Raw genomic sequence first — 21,702 nt, forward strand, 5'->3', positions numbered from 1 at the left:
GGAACATCCCCGGCCCCCGGGAAGTCGGCAGCGGCCGGAGGTTCCGGCCCTCTTGCGCGGGCGCGGGACAATGGACGGTGGCCCACGTACCGGCGGGTCGATCGTGACGTACGAGGAGGAGAAGACATGGCGGAGCCCACGCCGCGTCGGAACGAGCCGCGGCTACGCCCCGCGCCCCTGCTCTTCGAGCCCGCGGCGGCGGCCGCCGACCCGGAGCACTTCTTCGACCTGGAGTCGATCGACGACCCGCGGGCCCTGCTGGACCGCGCGACGGAGCTGACGCAGGCGTTCCGCGCGGCGGCGGACCGGGCGGTGGAGTTCCAGGCGATGGCGGCCGCGCAGCTGGCGGACCCGCGGCGGTTCGACCGGCTGACCCCGGCGGACATCGCGGAGCGCGCCGAGTGGACCGAGGACTACGCCAAGAAGATGGTCGAGTTCGGGCGGGACCTGATGAGCGGGGCCGAGGGGCGGGGGCACGCGGACCCGGTGCAGGGAGCGTAGCCGCGCGTTCGGCGGCATATGCCAGGCGGGCAAGATACCCGCTCCCGTACCCGCCTGTCCCGGTTTTCGGCAACCGTACGGAACGGATTGCTCACAGCCGGTAGATCTGGGCGGCATGAGCAGCTCACGCCGCGAACCGTTTCCCGACCTCCACGACGCCCGCGGGGCGACCGCGGACGGAGCCGCCTGGCTGGCCTCGGCGGGAACGCGTCCGCGCGGCACGCTCGCCTGCTGGCGGGAGCGGCCCCAGGCCCCGGCCGTGCTGCCCTGCGGCTCGGTCTTCGACGTGGTCAGCGCCCCCACGCTGTTCGGGCGCCGACTGGTCGACCGGCTGTGGGACGAGGGGCCGGGCTCGGGGCCGGTGGCGTTGTTCCGCGGCCGGATGCTGCTGTTCGCCGCGCCGGGCACCGCGCAGCGGCTGCCGTCGCTGGTGCGGTGGGAGGAGGAGTACGGGCGCTCGGGCGCGATCCCGCCGCTGCTGTGCCACGGCCCGGGCGACGCGGTGACCGTGCCCGGCCCGCTGGGCGGCGCCACCTCGCCGACGTCCCGCTGGCTGGTCGCCCCGGACGCCCTCCGCCCCTGGCTGCCGGGGGCGCAGATGCTGCTGTGGGCGGCCGTCCGGGCGGCCCGGGCGGCCGTGCGGATATCGATTTTTCCTCCCGCCGACCAGGGTGCTAAGGTCTACGACGTCAGCAGGCGCCGCTAGCTCAGTTGGTTAGAGCAGCTGACTCTTAATCAGCGGGTCCGGGGTTCGAGTCCCTGGCGGCGCACGACACGGGAAGCCCCTCGCGGACAGCGAGGGGCTTCTTGCATGTCCACGACCAGGCCGGCAGCCGGCCGCACGTGCGGGCGGCACGAGCTGCCGCACGGTCGGCCCGCACGGCAGGCGTGCGGCAGGCGTGCGGGGTGGCTACCCCGCCGTGATCTTCACCGTCCACGCCCCCGAAGCCGTCCGCGACTCCGCCTCCACGCGCACGCCCTCCCCCGGCACCGTGAAGCTCTCGCCGAGGCCGACCGGGGCGTCCGCGAGGGGCGGGTAGACGGAGCCCTCCCAGCACGCCGCGGTGTGCGGGTGCGCGTCGATCACCCGGACGGGCCCGCCGCCGGACGCGGCGCCGCTGCGCACCCGGTAGACGAGGATGCCCGCCCGGCAGGCCGATGCGTCGTTGCCGACCGGGCCGCGCGCCTCGAAGGCGAGCACGCTGTCCGGGCCGGTCCGCACGACCGCGAGCTTCGTGCCGTGCCCGAGCCCGAAGACCGGCACCCCCGCCGCCCCCGTCATCGGGGTGGCCGGCCCCGCGCCGAGCGGCTCCAGCGTCACCCGGGTCGTGCCCAGACTCCGCGCGCACACCACCTGCCTCGGATCCAGCCAGCCCAGCTTCCACTTGTGCCAGGCGAACAGGTCCGGCGCCAGACCGAACTGGCTGCCCATCAGGTCCCAGTCGCCGACGTACGTGTCCCAGTCGCCCTTGCCGTCGACGGGCCGCTGGTAGAGGTCCGGCAGGTCGAAGACGTGCCCGGTCTCGTGGGCCAGGACGAGCCGGTCCGGCGGATGCCGCTCGAACACCGTGACGACGCGGCGGATGTCGCGGCCGTCGGCCCGCAGCGGAGTGTCCAGGTTGACGACCTTCGTCGCGTCCGAGTCCACGCCGGGCGCGTCCGGGTCGGCGACGAAGTAGACGACGTCGTAGCGGGAGAAATCGACCTCGGGGTCGGCGGCGGCGACCGCGTCCCGCAGGTAGGCGGAGCGCCGGCCGGGGTTCCAGTCACGCCGCACGGCGTACGCCGTGGACGGCCGCGGCATCCGGATCCAGTGGCCGAGCGGGTGCGGGCGCAGCGTGAACCTGCCGTAGGAAGACCGTTCGAAGAAGCGGCTGGTGGCCGGGAAGTGGTCGGCGGTCAGCTCGGCGGGGGTGGTGCGCGGGACCGCGTCCGGGAAGGACAGGAAGACCATCGCCGCGTCCAGTCGCCGGGTCGGGCGCGGGTAGGCGGCGTTCCAGGTGTCCAGGCCCTCCGAGTGGTGCGCGCCGGTGCGCCGCAGGGCGCAGGCCGCCGCGCGGTCCGGTCCGGTGGGCGAGGTCCCGCTCACCAGGGAGGTCGCGGCGAGCGCGGAGAGGGTGGTGCACACGGCGGCGGTGCTGCGCAGTCGGGGCCGTCGGAACGGACGCGGCACGGGGACCTCCGGGAGCGGTTCACGGGACACCGCACCCAGCCTGTTGGAGATTGTCGTACTACGCCCTGTTTGTCTGCACCGGACGGGTGAGTCATCGGAAAGTTCTCCGGAGCCGACACCCCGAGTCGCTCACGGAACGTCACAACTGGTCGGAGGCCTGAAGAGACCCGTCCAGGTACGGGCAGAAACGATCTGTCAGAAGTGCCGCTCCGTCCGGGACACTGGACGATGGCTGGATGGACCTCGGGCCAGCCTCTATGATCGGCACACTTTCCTGCACGGACAGAGATCGAGTGCACTGCGGGAGCGAGCGGTGAGCGGAACGTCCGAAGGGCCGACGCCCGCGGCAGACCTCGACCGGTCCGCCGTGACCGAGAGTGACATCCACGCATCTCCCCGTACCGAGCCGCCGACGACGCGTACCGGGCCGCCGACGTACCGGTCGGTCTTCGCGGCGGCCCCCCTCGCGATGGCCGTCGTCGACCGCGATGGCCTGGTGGTCAGCGCCAACGACGGCTTCGGCGCCCTGTTCGGCAGCCCCCCGGACCGGCTCGCCGGACGCATCGCCGCCGACCTGGTCGACCTCGCCTCCGACGCCCGCGCCTGGCACGCCTACCTCGAGGTGCTGCGCGGCCGGGAGGCCCGGCTGCGCTGCACCCGGCGCCTGAAGCAGCCCGACGGGCGGTCCCTCTGGGCGCAGGTCACCGTCGCGCCCCTGCCGGCCGTCGACGACGCCGTCCTGATGTCCGTCGCCGACATCAGCGCCCATCGCGAACTTCAGGCCAAAGTGCGGCACTTGCAGATGCACGACCCGGTGACCCGGCTGCCCAACCGCACCCTGTTCTTCGAACGCCTGACCGCCGCACTGGATGCGGAGTCGTACGAGGAGGGCGGCACCGGCCGGATCGGGCTGTGCTACCTCGACCTGGACGGGTTCAAGGCCATCAACGACACGCTCGGCCACCGGGTCGGCGACCGCCTGCTGGCCGCCGTCGCCGAACGCCTCACGCGCTGCGCCGACGAGGCGGGGTACGGCAGGGCCGCCGCCCCGCTGGTGGCCAGACTCGGCGGTGACGAGTTCGCCCTGCTGGTGCGGGACTCGACCGGCACCGAACAGCTCGCCGACCTCGCCGAGTCCCTCCTGGACGCCGTGCAGGCCCCCTTCGACATCGCCGGCCGGCGGCTGTCGGTGTCGGCCTCGATCGGCGTCGTCGAACGTCTGGCCGCCGGGACCAGCCCGACCGCGCTGATGCAGGCCGCCGACACGACGCTGTACTGGGCGAAGGCCGACGGCAAGGCCCGCTGGACGCTGTTCGACCCCGAGCGCAACGCCCACCGCATGACCCGGCAGGCCCTCGCGTCCACCCTGCGCCCGGCCGTCGAGCGCGGCGAGTTCGCCCTCGAGTACCAGCCGTTGGTCGGCATGGAGGACGGACGGCTGCACGGCGTCGAGGCGCTGGTGCGCTGGAACCACCCGCAGTTCGGCATGCTGACGCCGAATCGGTTCATCGGCCTGGCGGAGGAGGACGGCTCGATCGTGCCGCTCGGGCGGTGGGTGCTGCGCACGGCCTGCCGGCAGGCGCGCCGCTGGCAGCTGGACAACCCGGACGAGCCGCCGCTGTTCGTGAGCGTCAACGTGGCGGTCCGCCAGGTGTGGGACTCCGACCTGGTCGCGGAAGTCGCCGAGACCCTGGAGGAGACCGGCCTCGCGCCGCGGCTGCTGCAGCTGGAGCTGACGGAGTCGGCGGTGATGGGCTCGGCGGGCCGCCCGCTGCAGACCCTGCAGGCGCTCAGCGACATGGGCGTGCGCATCGCGATCGACGACTTCGGCACGGGCTACTCCAACCTCGCCTATCTCAGCCGCCTGCCCGTGTCGGCGCTGAAACTGGACGGCTCCTTCGTCCGGGGCTTCCAGTACGAGAACGCGGAGGCCGCGCCCAACCCGGCCGACGAGGTCGTCGTCGAGGCGATGATCCAGCTCGCCCACCGGCTCGGCCTCACCGTCACCGCCGAGTGCGTGGAGACGCCGGCGCAGGCCGCCCGGCTGCGCGACATCGGGTGCGACACCGGCCAGGGATGGCTGTACTCGCGGCCGGTGCCGCCCGAGCGCATCGCCGAGCTGATGGGCTCCCGGACGCGCGGAGCGGATCAGGTGGTCGGCAACCCGTAGGCGTCGGCGACGAGTTCGTAGCTGCGCAGGCGCAACTCGCCGGTGTGGGCGGGCGTGGTGAGCATCAGCTCGTCGGCGCCAGTGCGCTTGTGCAGCGCGTCGAGACCGTCGCGCACCTCCTGCGCCGTGCCGTGGACGACGTTGGCGCCCCAGGAGTCGACGAACTCCCGCTCCAGCGGGCTGAACAGGTGCGCCTCCGCCTCTTCCGGGCTGGGGAACAGACCGGGCCGCCCGGTGCGCAGCCGGACCATGTTCAGCCCGGCGGCCAGGACCTGGCGGCGGGCCTCCTTCTCGTCGTCGGTCGCCAGCGCGGCGACGCCGATGAGGGCGTAGGGCGCGTCGAGGACCTCGCTCGGCCGGAAGGACTCCCGGTACAGGTCGAGGGCCGGGACGGTGTTCTGCGCCGAGAAGTGGTGGGCGAAGGCGAACGGCAGGCCGAGGGCGCCGGCCAGGCGGGCGCTGAACCCGGAGGAGCCGAGCAGCCAGACCGGCGGGCGGTGCGGCGACTGGACGCCACCGGGCGAGGTCGCCTGGACCGGGCCGGGCACGGCGTGGATACGGCGGTACGGGTGCCCGTCGGGGAAGTCGTCGTCGAGGAAGCGGATGAGCTCGACGAGCTGCTCGGGGAAGTCGTCGGCGCCTTCGCCCGGCCGGTCCGTGCGGCGCAGGGCCGCGGCGGTGGCGCCGTCCGTGCCGGGGGCGCGGCCGAGGCCGAGGTCGACGCGGCCCGGGGCGAGGGCCTCCAGCGTGCCGAACTGCTCCGCGATGACCAGCGGGGCGTGGTTGGGCAGCATGACGCCGCCCGAGCCGAGGCGGATGCGGCCGGTGTGGGCGGCGAGGTGGGCCAGGATCACGGCGGGGGACGAGGAGGCGACGCCGGGCATGGAGTGGTGCTCGGCGACCCAGTAGCGGTGGAAGCCGCGGGACTCCGCGAGGCGGGACAGGGCGACGCTGGTGCGCAGGGCGTCACCGGCCGTCCGGCCGGAGCCCACGGTGACCAGGTCCAGCACGGACAGGGGGACGGGGGCGGTGCCCTGTGCGACGCCGCGGATCCCGTCGCCTGTCCTGTCGTCCGCTGCCACCGTGGGTGCCTCCTGTCGCCGGCCGTACGCTGTCCGTCCGCCCAGAACAGAAGACGCCCCCCCGCCTATTCCCACCCCCGGCACCCCCGCCTGGGGCGGGTCAGACCTGGACGATCGGTTCGCGGGTGAACAGGGCGCCCAGGGTCGGGGCGTTCACCCGGCGGTCCGCGAGTCGCAGGCCCTCCCACACCGTGACCTGGTTGGCGGTCAGCACCGGCTTGCCCAGTTCCCGCTCCAGGGCCGGGATGTGGGCCGCCGTGTGCAGGGCGTTGTCCGGGAGCAGGACCGCGTCCGCGTCCGGGGTGTCCGCCTGCCGCGCCAGCGCCAGCACCTCCGCCTCTCCCCACGCGCCGGCCTCCGCCGCCGTGGCGGCCCCGGAGCCCCGTACGGCCACCACCTCCGTACCGCCCGCCCGCAGGAAGTCCGCGAAGAGTGCCGCCACGTCGTCGGGGTACGGCGCGCCCACCGCCACCCGCGCCGCCTTGATCTCCCGCACCGCGTGCACGAAGGCGAAGGACGTCGAGGAGGCGGGCATGCCGGCCGCGAGGGCGAGGGCGCGCACCTGCTCGTGGGCGCCCTCCCAGCCGCCCAGGAAGCTGCCGCTGGTGCAGGCCCACACCACCGACTCCGCGCCCGCCATGCGCAGTTCCTCGACGCCCGCCGCGAGCCGCTCCGGCGAGGCGATCTCCCGCAGGGCGTCCATCCGGTGCGCGTCCTCGCCGATCGGGATGTGGACGACGTCCAGCCTGATGTCGCTGCCGATCAGCTGCTCGATGCGCGGATAGTCGTCCTCGGCGCTGTGGCCCGGGTAGAGGAATCCGAGAGCGGTCATTGCGAGCCTTCCTGCTGGTCTACGTCGGCCGGGGGCACGGGCCCGGGCGCGACCGCCGGATCGAGCGGCGCGCCGGCACGGCCCACACGCGTACCCCGCACCCGTGCCCCACACCCGGGTACCCAGCCGACCGTGCGGTGCGCACGGGAGACCGGTATCGCTCTCACCGCACGTGCCGGGGCGCCGGGGTCCGGCCCCAACTCCCGCCTCCCGACGGGCAGGAGCCCGGCCGCTGGACGGACGGCCGCGAGGCATACACCCGGGGCGGTCGGGTAGCAGCGCCGCCATGGCTGCACCACATGGCAGGGAGAGCAAGGAAAGAACGACACCCGGCACCACGCGCCGGTCGCTGCTCGCGGGGGTGGCGGCGCTCGGCGTCCCGGTCGCGGCGGGCTGCTCACGCGTGCCCACGGCGTCGGCCCGGGCCGGCGGCGACCTGCTCGACCGGCTGCGGGCGGCGGGCGTGGTACGGCTGGGCATCGCCGGCGAGGTCCCCTTCGGGTACATCGACACGGACGGAAGACTCACCGGCGAGGCGCCGGAGCTCGCCAAGGCCGTGTTCGAGCGGCTGGGCGTGGACCGGGTGCAGCCGGTGCCGACCGAGTTCGGCTCGTTGATCCCGGGCCTGAACTCGCAGCAGTTCGACGTCGTGGCGGCCGGGATGTACGTCAACCCCGAGCGCTGCGAGCAGGTGATCTTCGCCGACCCCGACTACCGGATGCTGGACGCGTTCATCGTGCGCAAGGGCAACCCGAAGGGGCTGCACAGCTACCGGGACGTCGTCGAGAAGAGGGCCAGCTTCGCCACCGGCACCGGCTACGCGGAGATCCAGTACGCCGTCGGGGCCGGGTACGAGCGGAGCGACATCCTGATCGTGCCGGACCAGGTCGCCGGCCTGAACGCCGTCGAGGCCGGACGCGTGGACGTCTTCGCCGGAACGGCGCTGACCGTCCGCGAGGTGGTGAAGAAGTCCTCCAAGGCCGAGGCGACCGACGCCTTCGCCCCGCTCGTCGACGGAAAACCGCACGTCGACGGCGGCGCCTTCGCCTTTAGGCCGACGGAGACCAGGCTGCGGGACGCCTTCAACGCCGAGCTGCGCCGGCTGAAGAAGAGCGGCGAACTGTTCCGGATCCTGCGGCCCTTCGGCTTCACCGAGTCCGAGATGACGGACCTGACCGCGAAGGAGCTGTGCGCCGGATGACCCCGGGACTGTGGGAACTCGTACTCAAGGGCGTCTGGACCACGGTCCAGCTGCTCGTCCTCAGCGCGCTGCTGGCCGCCGCGGTCTCCTTCGCCGTCGGCATCGCGCGTACGCACCGGCGGTGGGCCGTCCGCTTCCTGGCGGGCTGCTGGACCGAGGTGTTCCGCGGCACGTCCGCGCTGGTCCTGATCTTCTGGGTGTTCTTCGTCGTGCCGCCGGTCTTCGGATGGCAGCTGGTGCCGATGTGGGCGGGCACGCTCGCGCTCGGGCTGACCTACGGGGCGTACGGAGCGGAGATCGTGCGCGGCGCGCTGAACGCGGTCGACCCGGCGCAGCGGGAGGGCGGGATCGCCCTGAGCTTCACGCCCTGGCAGCGGATGCGGCTGATCCTGCTGCCGCAGGCGGTGCCGGAGATGATCCCGCCGTTCTGCAACCTGCTGGTCGAGCTGCTCAAGGGCACCGCCCTGGTGTCGGTCATGGGCATGGGCGACCTGGCCTTCAGCGGCAACCTGGTGCGCCTGGCGCTGCAGGAGAGCGCGGAGATCTACGCGTACGTCCTGCTGATCTACTTCGTGATCGCTTTCCTGCTCACCCGCGGGATGCGGCTGCTGGAGCGGCGGCTGAAGGCGGGCGTCGGCAGGGCGCCGCGGCGCGGGACGGGGACGCGGGAGCCCCGGCCCGCGGGGACGGCCGGCGCGGGGACGGCCGGCGTGGGGACGGCCGGCGTGGGGACGGCCGGCGTGGGGACGGCCGGCGTGGCCGCCGGAGGGGGTGCGGCATGACGTGGGACTGGAACGCCGTGCGCGACTTCATGCCGCACTTCTGGGACGGGCTGCTGGTCACCCTGCGGGTGGTGGTCCTCGGTTCGCTGATCTCGTTCGCGCTGGGCCTGGTGTGGGCGCTGCTGATGCGGGCGCCGGCCCCGGTGCGCCGGCCGGTCGGGGCGGTCACCGAGTTCGTGCGCGACACCCCGCTGCTGGTGCAGCTGTTCTTCCTCTTCTACGTGCTGCCCGAGTGGGGCCTGGCCTTCTCGGCGCTGACCACCGGCATCGTCGCGATCGGGCTGCACTACTCGACGTACACGATGCAGGTCTACCGCGCCGGCATCGAGGCGGTGCCCGCCGGCCAGTGGGAGGCGGCGACGGCGCTGAACCTGCCGAGGGCGCGGACCTGGCGGGTGGTGGTGCTGCCGCAGGCGATCCGCCGGGTCGTGCCGGCCCTCGGCAACTACGTGATCGCGATGCTGAAGGACACGCCGATGCTGATGGTGATCACCGTGCTGGAGATGCTCGGCCAGGCGCGTACTCCCAGGAGCACTTCCGGTTCACCGAGCCGGTCACCGTGATCGGCGTGGCCTTCGTCGTCCTTTCCTGCCTGGCCTCCCTTCTCCTGCGAGCTCTGGAGCGACGCCTTGTCCACTGACGCACCCCTGCTGAACACCGAAGACGCCCACGCCAACCCGCCGGTGGACGGCACCGAGCTGATCCGGCTCGAGCAGGTCACCAAGCGGTTCGGCGCGCACACGGTCCTGGACCGGCTCGACTTCTCCGTCGACTCCGGCAGGCACGTCACGCTGATCGGCCCGTCCGGATCCGGCAAGACGACGATCCTGAGACTGCTGATGACGCTGACCCGGCCGGACGAGGGCACGATCACGGTGGCCGGTCAGCGGCTCTTCCCGGCCCCCGGGAAGCAGGTCCGCGAGGTCCGCAAGAAGATCGGGATGGTCTTCCAGCAGTTCAACCTGTTCCCGAACATGACCGTGCTGCGCAACGTCACCGAGGCCCCGGTCACCGTGCTGGGGCTGTCCAGGGACGACGCGGAGCAGCGGGCGTGCGAACTGCTGGACCTGGTGGGCCTCGCCGACAAGCGCGACATGCGCCCCTCCCAGCTGTCCGGCGGACAGCAGCAGCGGGTGGCGATCGCCCGCGCGCTGGCGATGCGGCCGCAGGTGCTGCTGCTCGACGAGGTGACCTCCGCGCTCGACCCGGAACTGGTCGCGGGCGTCCTCGACGTGCTGCGCGACATCGCCCGCAGCACCGACATCACGATGCTGTGCGTGACCCACGAGATGAACTTCGCCCGGGACATCTCCGACCAGGTCCTGATGTTCGACGCCGGCCGGATCGTCGAGTCCGGCCCGCCGGAGAAGATCTTCAGCGAGCCGGAGCACGAGCGGACGCGGGAGTTCCTGGGCGCGGTCCTGTGACGGCGCCGTCGTGGCGGTTATCGTGGTGGGGCTTGACCGTCCGGATCACGGCCCAGTAGCAGTGCGAACGAGCGAGCGCAGGGGGAAACACCGTGGCGCTGAAGCACGAGCCGACCGCTCCGTACCACTCGGCCCAGGACGCCCTGCGCGTCCTGGAGACCGTGGCACGGCACACCACCGGAATCACCGGCACGGAACTCGCCCGGCACACCGGCCTCGACCCGGAGCGGCTGACCACCCTCCTGGGGTGGCTGCGCCGCGAGGGCTACGTCGAGCAGGTCCCCGACGGCGCCTACGTCAGCGGTGACGTCCTCGGCCGACTGGGTTCCGCGCACGGCCGCGAGCAGGCACTGCGCGACAAGCTGCAGCGCACCCTCGACCGGCTGCGCGACTCGCTGGGCGCCGCGGTCTACCTCAGCCGGTATGTCGACGGCGAGGTCAGGATCGCCCAGTACGCCGCCGGGCCCACCACCCCGGTGGTCAACGAGTGGGTCGACTTCCGCTCCTCGGCGCACGCCACCGCGATCGGCAAGAGCCTGCTCGCGCAGCTCGACCACAACGGCCGGCGCGAGCACCTCTCCCGGCACCGGCCGGCCCGTCTCACCTCGCGCACCATCACCAGCGACAAGCTGCTGCTGTCCCGGCTGGCGGCCCAGCCGCCCACCGTCCCGGCGCTCGACCTCCAGGAGTACGCGGTGGGCACGGTGTGCGCGGCCGTCCCGGTGACGGCCGGCTCAGCGGTGGGCTGCCTGGCGCTGTCCCTCCCGGTCGAACACGCCCACCGGCTGCGCCGGGCGGCGGACACCCTGAACCGGAACGCGGCGCCGGTGCTGCTGTCGCTGACGATCTGAGCGCACCGGCGACTGAGCGCACCGGCGGTCCGAGCGCACCGGCGACTGAGCGCGCCGGCGGTCCGAGCGCGCCGCTGGTGGTCACCAGCACCCCCGCGGACCAGGTAGTATTTTCTCTGTCGCCACCCGCGAGACACAGATCGCGCGGACGGCGGGAGTCATGCGCCGCTAGCTCAGTTGGTTAGAGCAGCTGACTCTTAATCAGCGGGTCCGGGGTTCGAGTCCCTGGCGGCGCACATATGAGGGGCCTCTCGGCGACACGAGGGGCCCCTCGAGGTCTTCCGGGGTCAGCCTCCGGTACGCCCGCCCGCCGGGCGGGCGCCACCACACCAGGTCGGCGCACCGCACACCCTCCCGGCGCAGCAGCGCCCGGTGGATCTTGTTCGTGGCGGTGACCGGCATCCGCTCCACCACCCGCACGAACCGGGGCGCCATCTTCGTGCCCAGGTCCGGCTGGGCGAGCAGGAACTCCGCGAACCCCGCCGGATCGAAGCCGCCGGCGACGGCCGCCATCACCTGGTCCCCGGTCACCGGGTCCGGCACCGCGTAGACGGCCACGGCGTCGGCGCCGTCGTACCGGGCGAGGATGTTCTCGATCATCGCGGCGGCCAGGTTCTCGCCGTCGACGCGGAGGCGGTCGTCGGCGCGGCCGGCGAAGTACAGGTAGCCGTCGGCGTCCCGGCAGAACAGGTCACCGGTCCAGTACCAGCCTCCCCGGAGCCGTTCGGCGTCCGCCCGCGGGTTGCGCCAGTAGCCCTCGAAGGGGTTGGGCGCCCGGTTCACCAGCTCGCCGATCGCCTCGTCGCCGTTCAGCAGTTGTCCGGCCGCGTCGAAGACGGCCGGCGGGCACTCCCGCCGGGTCTCCGGGTCCAGCACCACGAGCCCGGGCGTCGCAGGCCCGACCGCGCCGGGCGGGGTACCGGGCGTCCACTGCACGGCGGCCCCGCCCTCGGAGGAGCCGTAGCCCTCCACCAGCCGCACCCCGAACCGCCGCTCGAAGGCCGCCGCGTCGGCGGCCCCCGCCTCGGTGCCGAAGCCGGTCCGCAGCGGGTTGTCCCGGTCGTCGTCCCGTTCCTCGGTCGCCAGGATGTACTGCACCGCGCGGCCCACGTAGGTGAAGTACGTGGCGTTGCAGGCCCGCACGTCCGCCAGGAAGCGCGACGCCGAGAAGCGCCGCCGCAGCGCCACGCCCGCCCCGGCCGCCAGCGCGGGCGCCCAGTCGGCGATCACCGCGTTGCCGTGGAACATCGGCATGCAGACGTAGTGCACGTCGTCCTCGCGCACGCCGAACCGGTCGGCCAGCGACCGTCCGGCGGCGGCCAGCCGGCCCTGGCTGCAGACGGCGGCCTTGGGGGCGCCGGTCGAACCGGAGGTGAAGTACAGCAGCAGCCGGTCGCCGGGGGTGCGCCGGGAAGCGTCCGGCACCGCGTCCCGGTAGGGCGCGAGGAGCGTGTCGTACTCCTCGATGCCGGTGACCAGGACGCGCACCGTGTCCGGCAGCGCGAGGCCGTCGAGGAGCGGGAGGTGGGTGCGCTCGGTGACCACGATCCGGCACTCGGTGTGCAGGATGTCGCGGGCCAGTTCGGGGCCGCGGCGGGTGGGGTTGACGCCGGCGACGGCCGCTCCCGCGAGCGCCGCCGCGCCCAGCCACAGCGGGTATTCCGGGGTGTTGTCCAGCAGCACGCCCACATGCGGCTCGGCGTCCGGCGGCAGCAGGTCGGCGAGCAGCGCGGCGCGGGCCGCGGCCCCCGCGGCGACCTCGTGGTGGGTGAGCGTCCGGTCCTCGCACCACAGCCCCGGCCGGTGGTCGCCCCACCGGCCGGCGACGAGTTCCGCGACCGTACGCCTGCCGGACTCCATGGCGCGCACGATAGCTGACGCACCGTCAGTTGTGGAGACGTGCAGCCCTAGTAACCGGAGACATCCGAGGTCACGAAGGCCTCGGTGTACGTGACCATGAAGACGACGCAGAACACGACGACCACGCCGAGGAACGCGAGGATGCCGAAGGTCGCCGCGGCCTGCTTGGCGCGGGCCGGCTCGTGCGCGGTGGCGGCCACCTGGGGGCCGTCCGTGTAGTAGACGGTGACGAAGTCGCCCTCCAGCCGGGTCGCCGGGCCGCCCTCCTCCTCGAAGCGGATCCGGCGGCCGTCGCGCGCGGTGAACTCGTAGACGTGGTGCAGGGTGGTGCGCACGGAGCTGTCGTGGCCGCCGCCGTGGGTCGTGGTGAACGTCCGCAGGCACCGGCCCTCGGCCGTCAGCCCGCTGTTCCAGGCGCCGCGCACCTGCAGCCAGCGGCGCGTCACGCGGTAGGCCATGAAGAGGGCCAGGCCCATGATCAGGCCGGGCACGAGGTAGAGCAGCACGTCCATGAGATCCCCCGATCACGGTGCGCCGCCGGCCGGCGGGCCTGCCAGGAACGTACCCGAGGGGAGATCCCGGCCGCCTCAAGGAATGCTCAGAGATCGCGCGCGCCGGGGCGGGGGCTCCCGGCGCGCGGCCCGGTCCGGGTCAGAAGGTGACGTCGGAGCAGGCGTAGAACGCGTTGCCGGTGTCCGCGACCGTCCACACGGCGAGGATGACGTGGTGCCCGCTCAGCCCGGACGGCAGGGTGCCGCTGTGGGAGAGGGTCGACGGCGGACGCTGGCCGCCGTAGGGGACCGTCAGGAACGGCGTGGTGTCGAGGTCGGAGCGGGCCAGGTTGTGGTCCTGGTTCCAGCCCTGACGGGTGACGTAGTACCGGAAGTCGGTCGTGGCGTGCCTGGCCGTGAACTGCCAGCGGAACGTGTAGCTCTGGCCGCCCGTCACCTGGGTGGTCGGCCAGGCGCCGCCCGAGGGGGTGCGCGGGCTGTCGAGCTGCGCGAAGCGGGTGTTGCCGGCGGAACATATCTGGCCGTCGGCCGGTCCGGCGGCGGGGAAGCCCTTGAGGCCCTCGACGCTCTGCGGCTCCCACTGGATGTCGCCGCAACCGGTGACGGTGCCGTTCTGGCAGAGCTTCTGCCGGCTGACGGGAAGGTCGGTGTAGCCGTGGCTGCTTGCGCCACCGGAGGAGAACGCGAGGGCTCCGGCGGTGGCGAGGCCCACCACTGCGGCGTACGACTTGGTCCTTGTGCGCATGCTGCCGCTCCTGGAGAACGTGGGGAAGGTTCGATGAGCCGAACGGTAGGTCTAGACCAACCCTCACGTTATGACCAGGACTTGAACATGTCCAGACCAATTACGGAGGTCGTTCTCAGCGCCCCGGCTCCGCCCGGCCCACGCAGAACGCCACCGTCAGGTCCTTGACCAGGGCCTTGCGCTCGTAGTCGTCGAGCTCCACCAGGCCCCGCACGGTCAGCCGGGTCACCGTGTCCTCCACGGAGTCGACCACCGACGTCAGCATGCTCGCCCGGTTCTGCGCGTCCAGCGCGGCGACCCTCCGGCGGTGCATCGCGGCGGCGACCTCGGGGGCGTACTCGACGCGGACCGGCTGCACCGAGTACACCTCCAGCCCGACCGGCGCCGCGTCGGCCGCCACCAGCCGGGTCAGCGCCTCCCCGGCCGCCTCCGCCGCCCCCGCCGCGGCGCCGGGCGTCTCCACCGGCACCCTGGCCAGCGCCGCCTCCACGCATTCGCGCAGGTAGGTCTCGTGGTCGTCGACGCCCAGCACGGCCCGCGCGGTGTCCCGCACCCGCCACACCGCCAGCACGACCACCCGCAGGGCGACCCCGCCGCCGTCGACCGCCGGCATCGGCTCACTGCGCCAGTGCCGCAGCCGTACGTCGACCCGGCGGCGCAGCAGCAGCGGGTTGACCCACATCAGGCCGGTGCGCCGCACGGTCCCCCGGTAGCGGCCGAACAGACCGACCACCAGGGCCCGCCCGGTCCGCCCGCGGGTCAGCCCGCCGAAGCCGAACAGCCCTACGGCGCCCGCCCCGGCGCAGGCCGCCCACTGCGCCGGCCCCAGCCCCGTCCCCGCGTACGCCGGCAGCCGCAGCGCCTCCAGCGCCGCCCGCGGCAGGACGCCGGCCCACCATGACACGGCCGCGCAGCCGGCCGCCCCGCAGACGCCGGCGAGGACCCCGGCCGCGCCGGGCAGCACCCGGGCCGGCCGTTCCACCAGCTCGGGGTCGGCCCGCGGCGCCGGGCGGTTCCTGACCGGCGCCGGGCCACGCAGCCGCGGCTGCTCCCCCGTGCCCCGCCGGCGCCCCACGACCGCGGGCTTCAGCGGCACCGGCACCGGGCTCGGCTCGTCGCGGAACAGCAGGTGGACGGGGATCTCGGTGGTCGCCTCGTTCTGAATGAGACGCCCGGACCTGCCCGGCCCCTCGAACTCGGGCGTGTGTGACGTGGTCGTCGTGCTCAAGCGTGCCTCCAGCCTCCGCGCCAGATGCGCCACAACAGATGGATCGGGACGCCGTGGCCCCGGTGGAACGGGGCCGCGGCGACCCGGGGGTGGGTCGGATCAGGTGGGTCAGGTCAGGTGGGTCGAGTCAGGCCGGCAGGTGAGGTGGGTCAGGTCAGGTGCGTCGAGTCAGGCCGGCAGGTGAGGTGGGTCAGGTCAGGTGCGTCGAGTCAGGCCGGCAGGTGAGGTCGGTCAGGAGAAGAGGCGGCGCCAGGTCTCCGGGCCCGGGCAGCCGTCCGCCGCGCCGCCCCGCCAGCCCTGGGCACGCTGGAACGCCCGCACGGCACGCCGGTCCGCCTCGCCCCAGCGCGGTCCGGGCCCGGCCGTGTAGAAGGCGCCGAACCCCTTCTTCACCAGTTGCCGTCCCAGCCGGGTGACGTACGCGTTGCTCGCGCCCGGCCGGAACAGCGCGCGCCCCGGATAGCCGGGGACGCCGTGCGAGGCGGGCGGCCCGGCGGTCGACGCCGGGATGCCGTTGCCCTTGCCGGTGACCAGCAGTTCCCAGGCCCGCGGGCCCGGCAGCCCGTCGGCGCCCGCGCCGCGCCAGCCCTGCGCCAGCTGGAAGGCCTGGGTGGCCCGCCGGTCCGCGTCCGTCCACCGCGGCCCCGGACCCGAGGCGTAGAAGCGCCCGCCGCCGCGCGCCACGAGCAGCTGCCCGAGCCGGGTGACGTACGCGTTGTTCGCGCCGGGGCGGAAGTACTCCGCGCCCGGATAGGCCGTCGCGGCCTGCTGAGCGGCCGGCGTGCCGGGGCTGGCGCCCGCCGCGCCCGCCGCGATTCCCTTGTACCGGTAGGGGACGTAGCGGTCCGAATTGCTGGAGTAGGCGTAAGGGGTGGCCCGGCGGCGGGCGTGCGGGGGAGTCTCCTCGTAGGCGACGTAGGAGGTGTGCGTGGAGTCCGTCCAGCCGCCGAAAAGGACGACGTGCGAGCCCTTCTCGGGGTTGTCCGGATTGTGGAACAGCAGTATGTCGCCGGGCTGGAGTTCCCCCTTGGAAATGCGCTCCCCGTATTTGCCCAGGCTGCCCGTCCATTCGTTCCCGGGCAGGCTCCAGGCCATCGAGACGAAGCCCGAGCAGTCCTGCCGGTAACCGTCGGACCAGTAGTCGGACATGCTGTACGGCACCTGCGCGGCGACCCAGATCTTCGCCCGGTTGATGATCTCCGTACGGGTGATCTTCGGCAGTCGCACGGGCGCTGCGGGCAGTGCGGGGCGGCCGGCCGGACCGTGCAGTGGGGCCCTGCCGCCCTGCGGTGTTCCGGGCTCGTCACCTGCGGGGACGCCCGGCCGGTGGGGCGCGTGCGGCGCGGCGAGAGCGGGTGCGGCATGCCCTGCGGCGAGGGCGGCGGAGGCGGCGGCCGCGACGATCACGACGCGGTGCGCGGCCGGGTGGGCCGCGCGCCGGGCGGCCGGAGAATACGGCAGGACGCGGCGCCAGTGCGCGCAGCCGGGGCAGTCGCAGTCGCTCGCGGGATCGAATTCCTCGAATACCGGAGTCCCCATGCGATTCCCCTCACACTCCCGATGGAAATGACGGCGCCTGTGCACGTCGATCAGTTTCCCAACCGTCGCCGGACCGCGCATGTTGACGGTCCGAATGATGTACCCGGAGGCCCGCGGCACCCGCCGGGGTGCCGGGTGGTCGGGAGCACCCTCCGGCGTCCGGTAGAGTTGCCGCGTCAGCAGGCGCCGCTAGCTCAGTTGGTTAGAGCAGCTGACTCTTAATCAGCGGGTCCGGGGTTCGAGTCCCTGGCGGCGCACCGACAGGCAGAGGGCCCTCCGTGGGAACGGGGGGCCCTCTGCTCTATATGGGCCGGGCGAGGGCGAAGGAGGCGGCATGGAAGCAGTTGGTCGACATCTGCGCAGGTCCGTCCGCATCCGTCCGCGATCGGTCCACATGCCACCCACAGACGGCGCAATGAAGGCGTATGACCGGTGAACACCGTGTTGCGCATCTTGCGATCATGCTGAACGCCGTAGAACCCTGTCGTGCAAGATGCCGCGGATCCGCGGCACTTGGGGGGCGGGGAACCGGTTGCCGGGTCTACGGGGAGAGGGGCCCCGTTCACGGGGCGGTGCCGAGGGGGGCATCATGCAACCGGAAGGTCGCGGTTCCATGTCCATGGGTGTGGAAGGTGTGGTGACTGCGGCCCGCCACTGATACGTCTGTACGGAGTCGAGGGGGACTCGTGCAGGCGGTAAGGAACCGACACGACACGCGGTCACCTGCGTGTGGGGGGATGACTCATGACGTCGACGCCGACGGGCGCCCGGCCGGACCCGGACCCGTCAGACACCACCCAGCTCCGGGTGCCTTCGCACCGGAGCGGCAACACGGGGACGTTCCGCCGGATCAAGAAGACCCTGCCGAGATACGACTACGAGCACTACAGCAGGCTGGCCGGCCCCCTCACCCAGCCGGACCCGGACAAGCCCTACCGGGTCCAGTACCGCTCGCTGCTGTCGCAGGAGCCGCACCGCGTCCGGGCCGCGCTCATGCTCGGCGCGGCGCCGCTGCTGTCGCTGGTCCTGCTGGCCTGGCTGCTCCAGCCGGAGCACTGGACCGAGCGCGACTACCCCGCCTTCGACTTCCTGCCGGCGCTCGACGTCGTGATGCTCGTCTCGATCGGTCTGATCGAGTTCTTCCGCTGCATGAACGTGCTGTCCAACGCGCACGCCACGCTGGTCGCCCGCGACCCCGTCCCGGTGGTGCCCGAGACCGGCACCAAGGTGGCCTTCCTCACCTCCTTCGTGCCCGGCAAGGAGCCGCTGGAGATGGTGACGAAGACCCTGGAGGCGGCCGTCAGGCTGCGCCATCGGGGCCTGCTGCACGTCTGGCTGCTCGACGAGGGCGACGACCCGGAGGTCAAGGAGGTGTGCGCGCGGCTGGGCGTGCACCACTTCTCCCGCAAGGGCGTCGCGAAGTGGAACCGGCCCAAGGGCCCGCACCGCGCCAAGACCAAGCACGGCAACTACAACGCCTGGCTCGAGGCGCACGGCGACGACTACGACTTCTTCGCCTCCGTCGACACCGACCACGTGCCGCTGCCCAACTACCTGGAGCGGATGCTCGGCTTCTTCCGCGACCCGGACGTCGGCTTCGTCATCGGCCCGCAGGTCTACGGCAACTACGACAACCCGATCACCAAGGCCGCCGAGTCGCAGCAGTTCCTCTTCCACGCGCTCATCCAGCGGGCCGGCAACCGCTACGGCGCCCCGATGTTCGTGGGCACGTCGAACGCCGTGCGCATCAAGGCGATCAAGCAGATCGGCGGCCTGTACGACTCGATCACCGAGGACATGGCCACCGGCTTCGAGATGCACCGGCACAAGAACCCGGCGACGGGGAAGAAGTGGCGCTCGGTGTACACGCCGGACGTGCTCGCCGTCGGTGAGGGCCCGGGCGCCTGGACGGACTTCTTCACCCAGCAGCTGCGGTGGTCGCGGGGCACCTACGAGACGATCCTCAAGCAGTACTGGAAGGGCTGGGGCACGCTGCCGCCGGGCAAGCTCTTCAACTACACGATGATGATCATCTTCTACCCGATGTCGGCCCTGAACTGGATCCTGGCGGCGCTCAGCTGTGCGCTGTTCCTGGGCCTGGGCGCCTCGGGCGTGAACATCGACCCGACCGTCTGGCTGATGCTGTACGGCAACGCCTCGGCGCTGCAGATCGGCCTGTACGTCTGGAACCGCCGGCACAACGTCTCCCCGCACGAGCCGGAGGGCTCCGGCGGCGTGGCGGGCATGGTGATGTCGGCCCTGTCGGCGCCGATCTACGCACGCTCCCTGATGGACGCCGTGCTGCGCCGCAAGAGCAAGTTCGTGGTGACGCCGAAGGGCGACTCGGCGAGCCCCGACACGCTGTTCGGGACGTTCCGCATCCACCTGTTCTTCATCCTGGTCTTCGCCGGCTCGATCGCCGCCGGTCTCGTCCTCGGGCACTCGCACCCGGCGATGATCACCTGGGCCACGTTCGCCCTGCTGATCACGGCCTCGCCGATCTTCGCGTGGCGCTACGAACTGCGTCAGGCGAAGAAGCGGCCCCCGGCGCCGGAGCCGGAGCCGCAGGACGCGGTGCCCGCGGGATACCAGCCGCAGCCGCTGCCCGGGCAGCAGGCACCGCACGGCGGACACGCCCCGCAGCCGAAGCCGAGCTGGGCCGCCTCCGACGGAGGCAACGACCAGACCATGCAGATCGCCCTTGGTGGACTTGGGGGACGTAAGGAATGAACGACCGTGCAGGCCGCCGCCGCGCCCGTCGACTCGCGATAGGCACGGCGGTGGTGCTCGCGCTGGCCGGGATGAACGGGCCGTGGCTGTACCGCTTCGGGACCGAGAAATACCACCAGTACCAGATCAACAAGCCCGAGTACAAAGCGGACAACGGCCACTGGGACATCGTCGAGTTCCCCGAGGAGTACCGCCAGGACACCATCCACGCGGCGCTCCTGCGCACCGGCAAGGTGCTGCTGATCGCGGGCTCCGGCAACAACCAGGACAACTTCGACGCCAAGAAGTACGACACCCGTATCTGGGACCCCGTCAAGGGCACCATCAAGAAGGTGCCGACACCGAAGGACCTGTTCTGCACCGGCCACACCCAGCTCGCCAACGGCAACCTGCTGATCGCCGGCGGCACCAAGCGGTACGAGAAGCTCAAGGGTGACGTCACCAAGGCCGGCGGCCTGATGGTCGTGCACAACGAGAACCCGGACAAGCCGATCACGCTGCCGGCGGGCACGAAGTTCACCGGCCGGGAGAACGGCAAGACCTTCGTGTCGAAGGACCCGGTCCTCGTGCCGCGCGCCAAGAAGGTCTTCGACCCGAAGACCGGCGCCTTCCTGCGCAACGACCCCGGTCTCGGCCGCATCTACGTCGAGGCCAGGAACAGCGGCAGCAAGTACGAGACCGGCACCCAGGACAACTACCGCATCCAGGGCCTGACCGGCGCCGACGCGCGCAACACCTACGGCATCGCGCAGAAGCTCGCCCTGGACAAGAAGGACTTCCAGGGCATCCGGGACGCCTTCGAGTTCGACCCGGTCGCCGAGAAGTACATCAAGGTCGACCCGATGAACGAGGCCCGCTGGTACCCGACGCTCACCACGCTGAGCGACGGCAGGATCCTCAGCGTCTCCGGCCTCGACGACATCGGCCAGCTGGTGCCGGGCAAGAACGAGATCTTCGACCCGAAGACCAGGAAGTGGACGTACACCTCGAAGATCCGCCAGTTCCCGACGTACCCGGCGCTGTTCCTGATGCAGAACGGCAAGATCTTCTACTCGGGTTCGAACGCGGGCTACGGGCCGGACAACGTCGGCCGTGACCCGGGGATCTGGGACGTGGACAGCAACAAGTTCACCAAGCTGGCGGGGCTGAGCGACGCCGACCGGATGGAGACCTCCGGCACGGTGCTGCTGCCGCCGGCGCAGGACGAGAAGTTCATGGTCGTCGGCGGCGGCGGGGTCGGCGAGTCCAAGCTGTCCAGCAACAAGACGCGGCTGATCGACCTCAAGGCGAAGAACCCGAAGTTCGTGGACGGGCCGACGCTGGAGAAGGGCACCCGCTACCCGCAGTCCTCGGTGCTGCCCGACGACACCGTGCTGGTGTCGGGCGGCTCACAGGACTACCGCGGGCGCAGCGCCTCCAACATCCTCCAGGCGCGGATCTACCACCCGGACACCAACACCTTCGACCGGGTCGCCGATCCGCTGGTGGGGCGGAACTACCACTCGGGCTCGATCCTGCTGCCCGACGGCCGCGTGATGTTCTTCGGCTCGGACTCGCTCTACGCCGACAAGGCCAACACCAAGCCGGGCAAGTTCGAGCAGCGCATCGAGATCTACACGCCGCCGTACCTGTACCGCGGCTCGCGCCCGTCGCTGTCCGGGGGCCCGCAGACCATCGCGCGGGGCGGCTCGGGCACCTTCACCTCGCCGCAGGCGTCGGCGGTCAAGAAGGTACGGCTGATCCGGCCGAGTGCGACGACGCACGTCACGGACGTGGACCAGCGGTCGATCGCGCTGGACTTCAAGACGTCCGGCAACAAGATCACGGTGACGGTGCCGAAGAACCGCAACCTGGTCCAGTCGGGCTGGTACATGCTGTTCGTCGACGACGCCCAGGGCACGCCCAGCAAGGCGCAGTGGGTGAAGGTGCCGTGAGCGGATGGGACGGGGGGGGGGGGGCCGGGGGCGGGGGGGGGGCCCCCCCGGCGGGGGGGCGGGGGGGGGGCGCGGGGGGCCGGGGGGGGGGCGGGGCCCCGCGCACGGCGCAAGAATGATAGTTAAAGGCGCGCA

At 72.4% G+C, this 21,702-nt stretch carries 17 protein-coding genes, 3 tRNA genes and 1 pseudogene; 13 read left to right on the forward strand and 8 right to left on the reverse strand.

The genetic code is table 11. The features are described from left to right. Positions 1–126: 126 nt before the first annotated feature. The 3 genes from ACH4ZX_RS08555 (at position 127) to ACH4ZX_RS08565 (ending at position 1,271) form a co-directional block, all read left to right on the forward strand. Positions 127–501, forward strand: coding sequence for a hypothetical protein (locus ACH4ZX_RS08555; RefSeq protein ID WP_324784041.1), 375 nt, complete (start codon positions 127–129; stop codon positions 499–501). Positions 502–616: 115 nt separating this feature from the next. After that, the gene (locus ACH4ZX_RS08560; protein WP_398269534.1) at positions 617–1,207 is read left to right on the forward strand and encodes a bifunctional DNA primase/polymerase; all 591 of its coding nucleotides are present in this window, start codon (positions 617–619) and stop codon (positions 1,205–1,207) included. Further along, positions 1,198–1,271, forward strand: a tRNA-Lys gene (locus tag ACH4ZX_RS08565). The genes ACH4ZX_RS08560 and ACH4ZX_RS08565 overlap by 10 nt, the downstream gene beginning before the upstream one ends. A gap of 140 nt (positions 1,272–1,411) precedes the next feature. On the opposite strand, the gene ACH4ZX_RS08570 is transcribed toward ACH4ZX_RS08565, so the two are convergent. Further along, entirely contained in the window at positions 1,412–2,674 is a 1,263-nt protein-coding gene (locus ACH4ZX_RS08570) for a M6 family metalloprotease domain-containing protein (RefSeq protein ID WP_398269537.1), read from the reverse strand. 313 nt (positions 2,675–2,987) lie between these two features. Between ACH4ZX_RS08570 and ACH4ZX_RS08575 the strand changes: the two genes are divergently transcribed. Continuing rightward, a complete protein-coding gene (locus tag ACH4ZX_RS08575; RefSeq protein ID WP_398269540.1) occupies positions 2,988–4,844 on the forward strand; it encodes a putative bifunctional diguanylate cyclase/phosphodiesterase in 1,857 nt (618 codons plus the stop codon). On the opposite strand, the gene ACH4ZX_RS08580 is transcribed toward ACH4ZX_RS08575, so the two are convergent. Together ACH4ZX_RS08580 and ACH4ZX_RS08585 are read right to left on the reverse strand one after the other, a co-directional pair. Further along, a complete protein-coding gene (locus ACH4ZX_RS08580) occupies positions 4,823–5,926 on the reverse strand; it encodes an LLM class flavin-dependent oxidoreductase (protein ID WP_398269544.1) in 1,104 nt (367 codons plus the stop codon). The two genes, ACH4ZX_RS08575 and ACH4ZX_RS08580, sit on opposite strands and share 22 nt — an antisense overlap. A gap of 100 nt (positions 5,927–6,026) precedes the next feature. Further along, on the reverse strand, positions 6,027–6,758 hold the full coding sequence (locus tag ACH4ZX_RS08585) for a decarboxylase (protein WP_398269547.1): 732 nt from the start codon (positions 6,756–6,758) through the stop codon (positions 6,027–6,029). A gap of 286 nt (positions 6,759–7,044) precedes the next feature. On the opposite strand from ACH4ZX_RS08585, the gene ehuB reads away from it, so the two are divergent. The 6 genes and pseudogenes from ehuB (at position 7,045) to ACH4ZX_RS08615 (ending at position 11,255) form a co-directional block, all read left to right on the forward strand. Next, positions 7,045–7,959, forward strand: coding sequence for an ectoine/hydroxyectoine ABC transporter substrate-binding protein EhuB (ehuB, locus tag ACH4ZX_RS08590; protein WP_398269550.1), 915 nt, complete (start codon positions 7,045–7,047; stop codon positions 7,957–7,959). Next, positions 7,956–8,741, forward strand: coding sequence for an ectoine/hydroxyectoine ABC transporter permease subunit EhuC (gene ehuC, locus ACH4ZX_RS08595; protein ID WP_398269553.1), 786 nt, complete (start codon positions 7,956–7,958; stop codon positions 8,739–8,741). Before ehuB ends, ehuC begins: the two co-directional genes overlap by 4 nt. Then, a pseudogene (ehuD, locus tag ACH4ZX_RS08600) lies at positions 8,738–9,381 on the forward strand (ectoine/hydroxyectoine ABC transporter permease subunit EhuD). Before ehuC ends, ehuD begins: the two are co-directional and overlap by 4 nt. Then, complete coding sequence (ehuA, locus tag ACH4ZX_RS08605) at positions 9,371–10,168, forward strand: ectoine/hydroxyectoine ABC transporter ATP-binding protein EhuA (RefSeq protein ID WP_398269556.1); 798 nt, start codon at positions 9,371–9,373, stop codon at positions 10,166–10,168. Before ehuD ends, ehuA begins: the two are co-directional and overlap by 11 nt. A gap of 92 nt (positions 10,169–10,260) precedes the next feature. Beyond that, the gene (locus ACH4ZX_RS08610; protein WP_398269559.1) at positions 10,261–11,019 is read left to right on the forward strand and encodes an IclR family transcriptional regulator; all 759 of its coding nucleotides are present in this window, start codon (positions 10,261–10,263) and stop codon (positions 11,017–11,019) included. Between the two features lie 162 nt (positions 11,020–11,181). Continuing rightward, positions 11,182–11,255 (forward strand) — tRNA-Lys (locus ACH4ZX_RS08615). Here ACH4ZX_RS08615 and ACH4ZX_RS08620 read toward each other — a convergent pair. From ACH4ZX_RS08620 to ACH4ZX_RS08640, 5 genes are all read right to left on the reverse strand, one after another. After that, positions 11,221–12,879, reverse strand: a complete 1,659-nt coding sequence (locus tag ACH4ZX_RS08620) for an AMP-binding protein (RefSeq protein WP_398269562.1) — start codon at positions 12,877–12,879, stop codon at positions 11,221–11,223. The genes ACH4ZX_RS08615 and ACH4ZX_RS08620 overlap by 35 nt on opposite strands. A gap of 47 nt (positions 12,880–12,926) precedes the next feature. Further along, positions 12,927–13,391, reverse strand: coding sequence for a DUF3592 domain-containing protein (locus ACH4ZX_RS08625; RefSeq protein WP_398269565.1), 465 nt, complete (start codon positions 13,389–13,391; stop codon positions 12,927–12,929). A gap of 139 nt (positions 13,392–13,530) precedes the next feature. Further along, the gene (locus ACH4ZX_RS08630) at positions 13,531–14,136 is read right to left on the reverse strand and encodes a lytic polysaccharide monooxygenase (protein WP_398269568.1); all 606 of its coding nucleotides are present in this window, start codon (positions 14,134–14,136) and stop codon (positions 13,531–13,533) included. 115 nt (positions 14,137–14,251) lie between these two features. Continuing rightward, positions 14,252–15,364, reverse strand: coding sequence for an SPFH domain-containing protein (locus ACH4ZX_RS08635; RefSeq protein ID WP_398269571.1), 1,113 nt, complete (start codon positions 15,362–15,364; stop codon positions 14,252–14,254). A gap of 231 nt (positions 15,365–15,595) precedes the next feature. Next, positions 15,596–16,903, reverse strand: a complete 1,308-nt coding sequence (locus tag ACH4ZX_RS08640; RefSeq protein WP_398269574.1) for a peptidoglycan-binding protein — start codon at positions 16,901–16,903, stop codon at positions 15,596–15,598. 183 nt (positions 16,904–17,086) lie between these two features. On the opposite strand from ACH4ZX_RS08640, the gene ACH4ZX_RS08645 reads away from it, so the two are divergent. From ACH4ZX_RS08645 to ACH4ZX_RS08655, 3 genes are all read left to right on the forward strand, one after another. Continuing rightward, positions 17,087–17,160 (forward strand) — tRNA-Lys (locus ACH4ZX_RS08645). Positions 17,161–17,647: 487 nt separating this feature from the next. Continuing rightward, the gene (locus ACH4ZX_RS08650; RefSeq protein ID WP_398269577.1) at positions 17,648–19,633 is read left to right on the forward strand and encodes a glycosyltransferase family 2 protein; all 1,986 of its coding nucleotides are present in this window, start codon (positions 17,648–17,650) and stop codon (positions 19,631–19,633) included. Then, positions 19,630–21,567 carry a galactose oxidase-like domain-containing protein gene (locus tag ACH4ZX_RS08655; protein ID WP_398269580.1) on the forward strand — a complete coding sequence of 646 codons (1,938 nt, stop codon included), beginning with the start codon at positions 19,630–19,632 and terminating at the stop codon, positions 21,565–21,567. The genes ACH4ZX_RS08650 and ACH4ZX_RS08655 overlap by 4 nt, the downstream gene beginning before the upstream one ends. The last annotated feature ends 135 nt before the right edge of the window (positions 21,568–21,702 follow it).

It is taken from the genome of Streptomyces sp. NPDC020490, from assembly GCF_044335305.1.
Classification (GTDB): Bacteria; Actinomycetota; Actinomycetes; order Streptomycetales; family Streptomycetaceae; genus Streptomyces.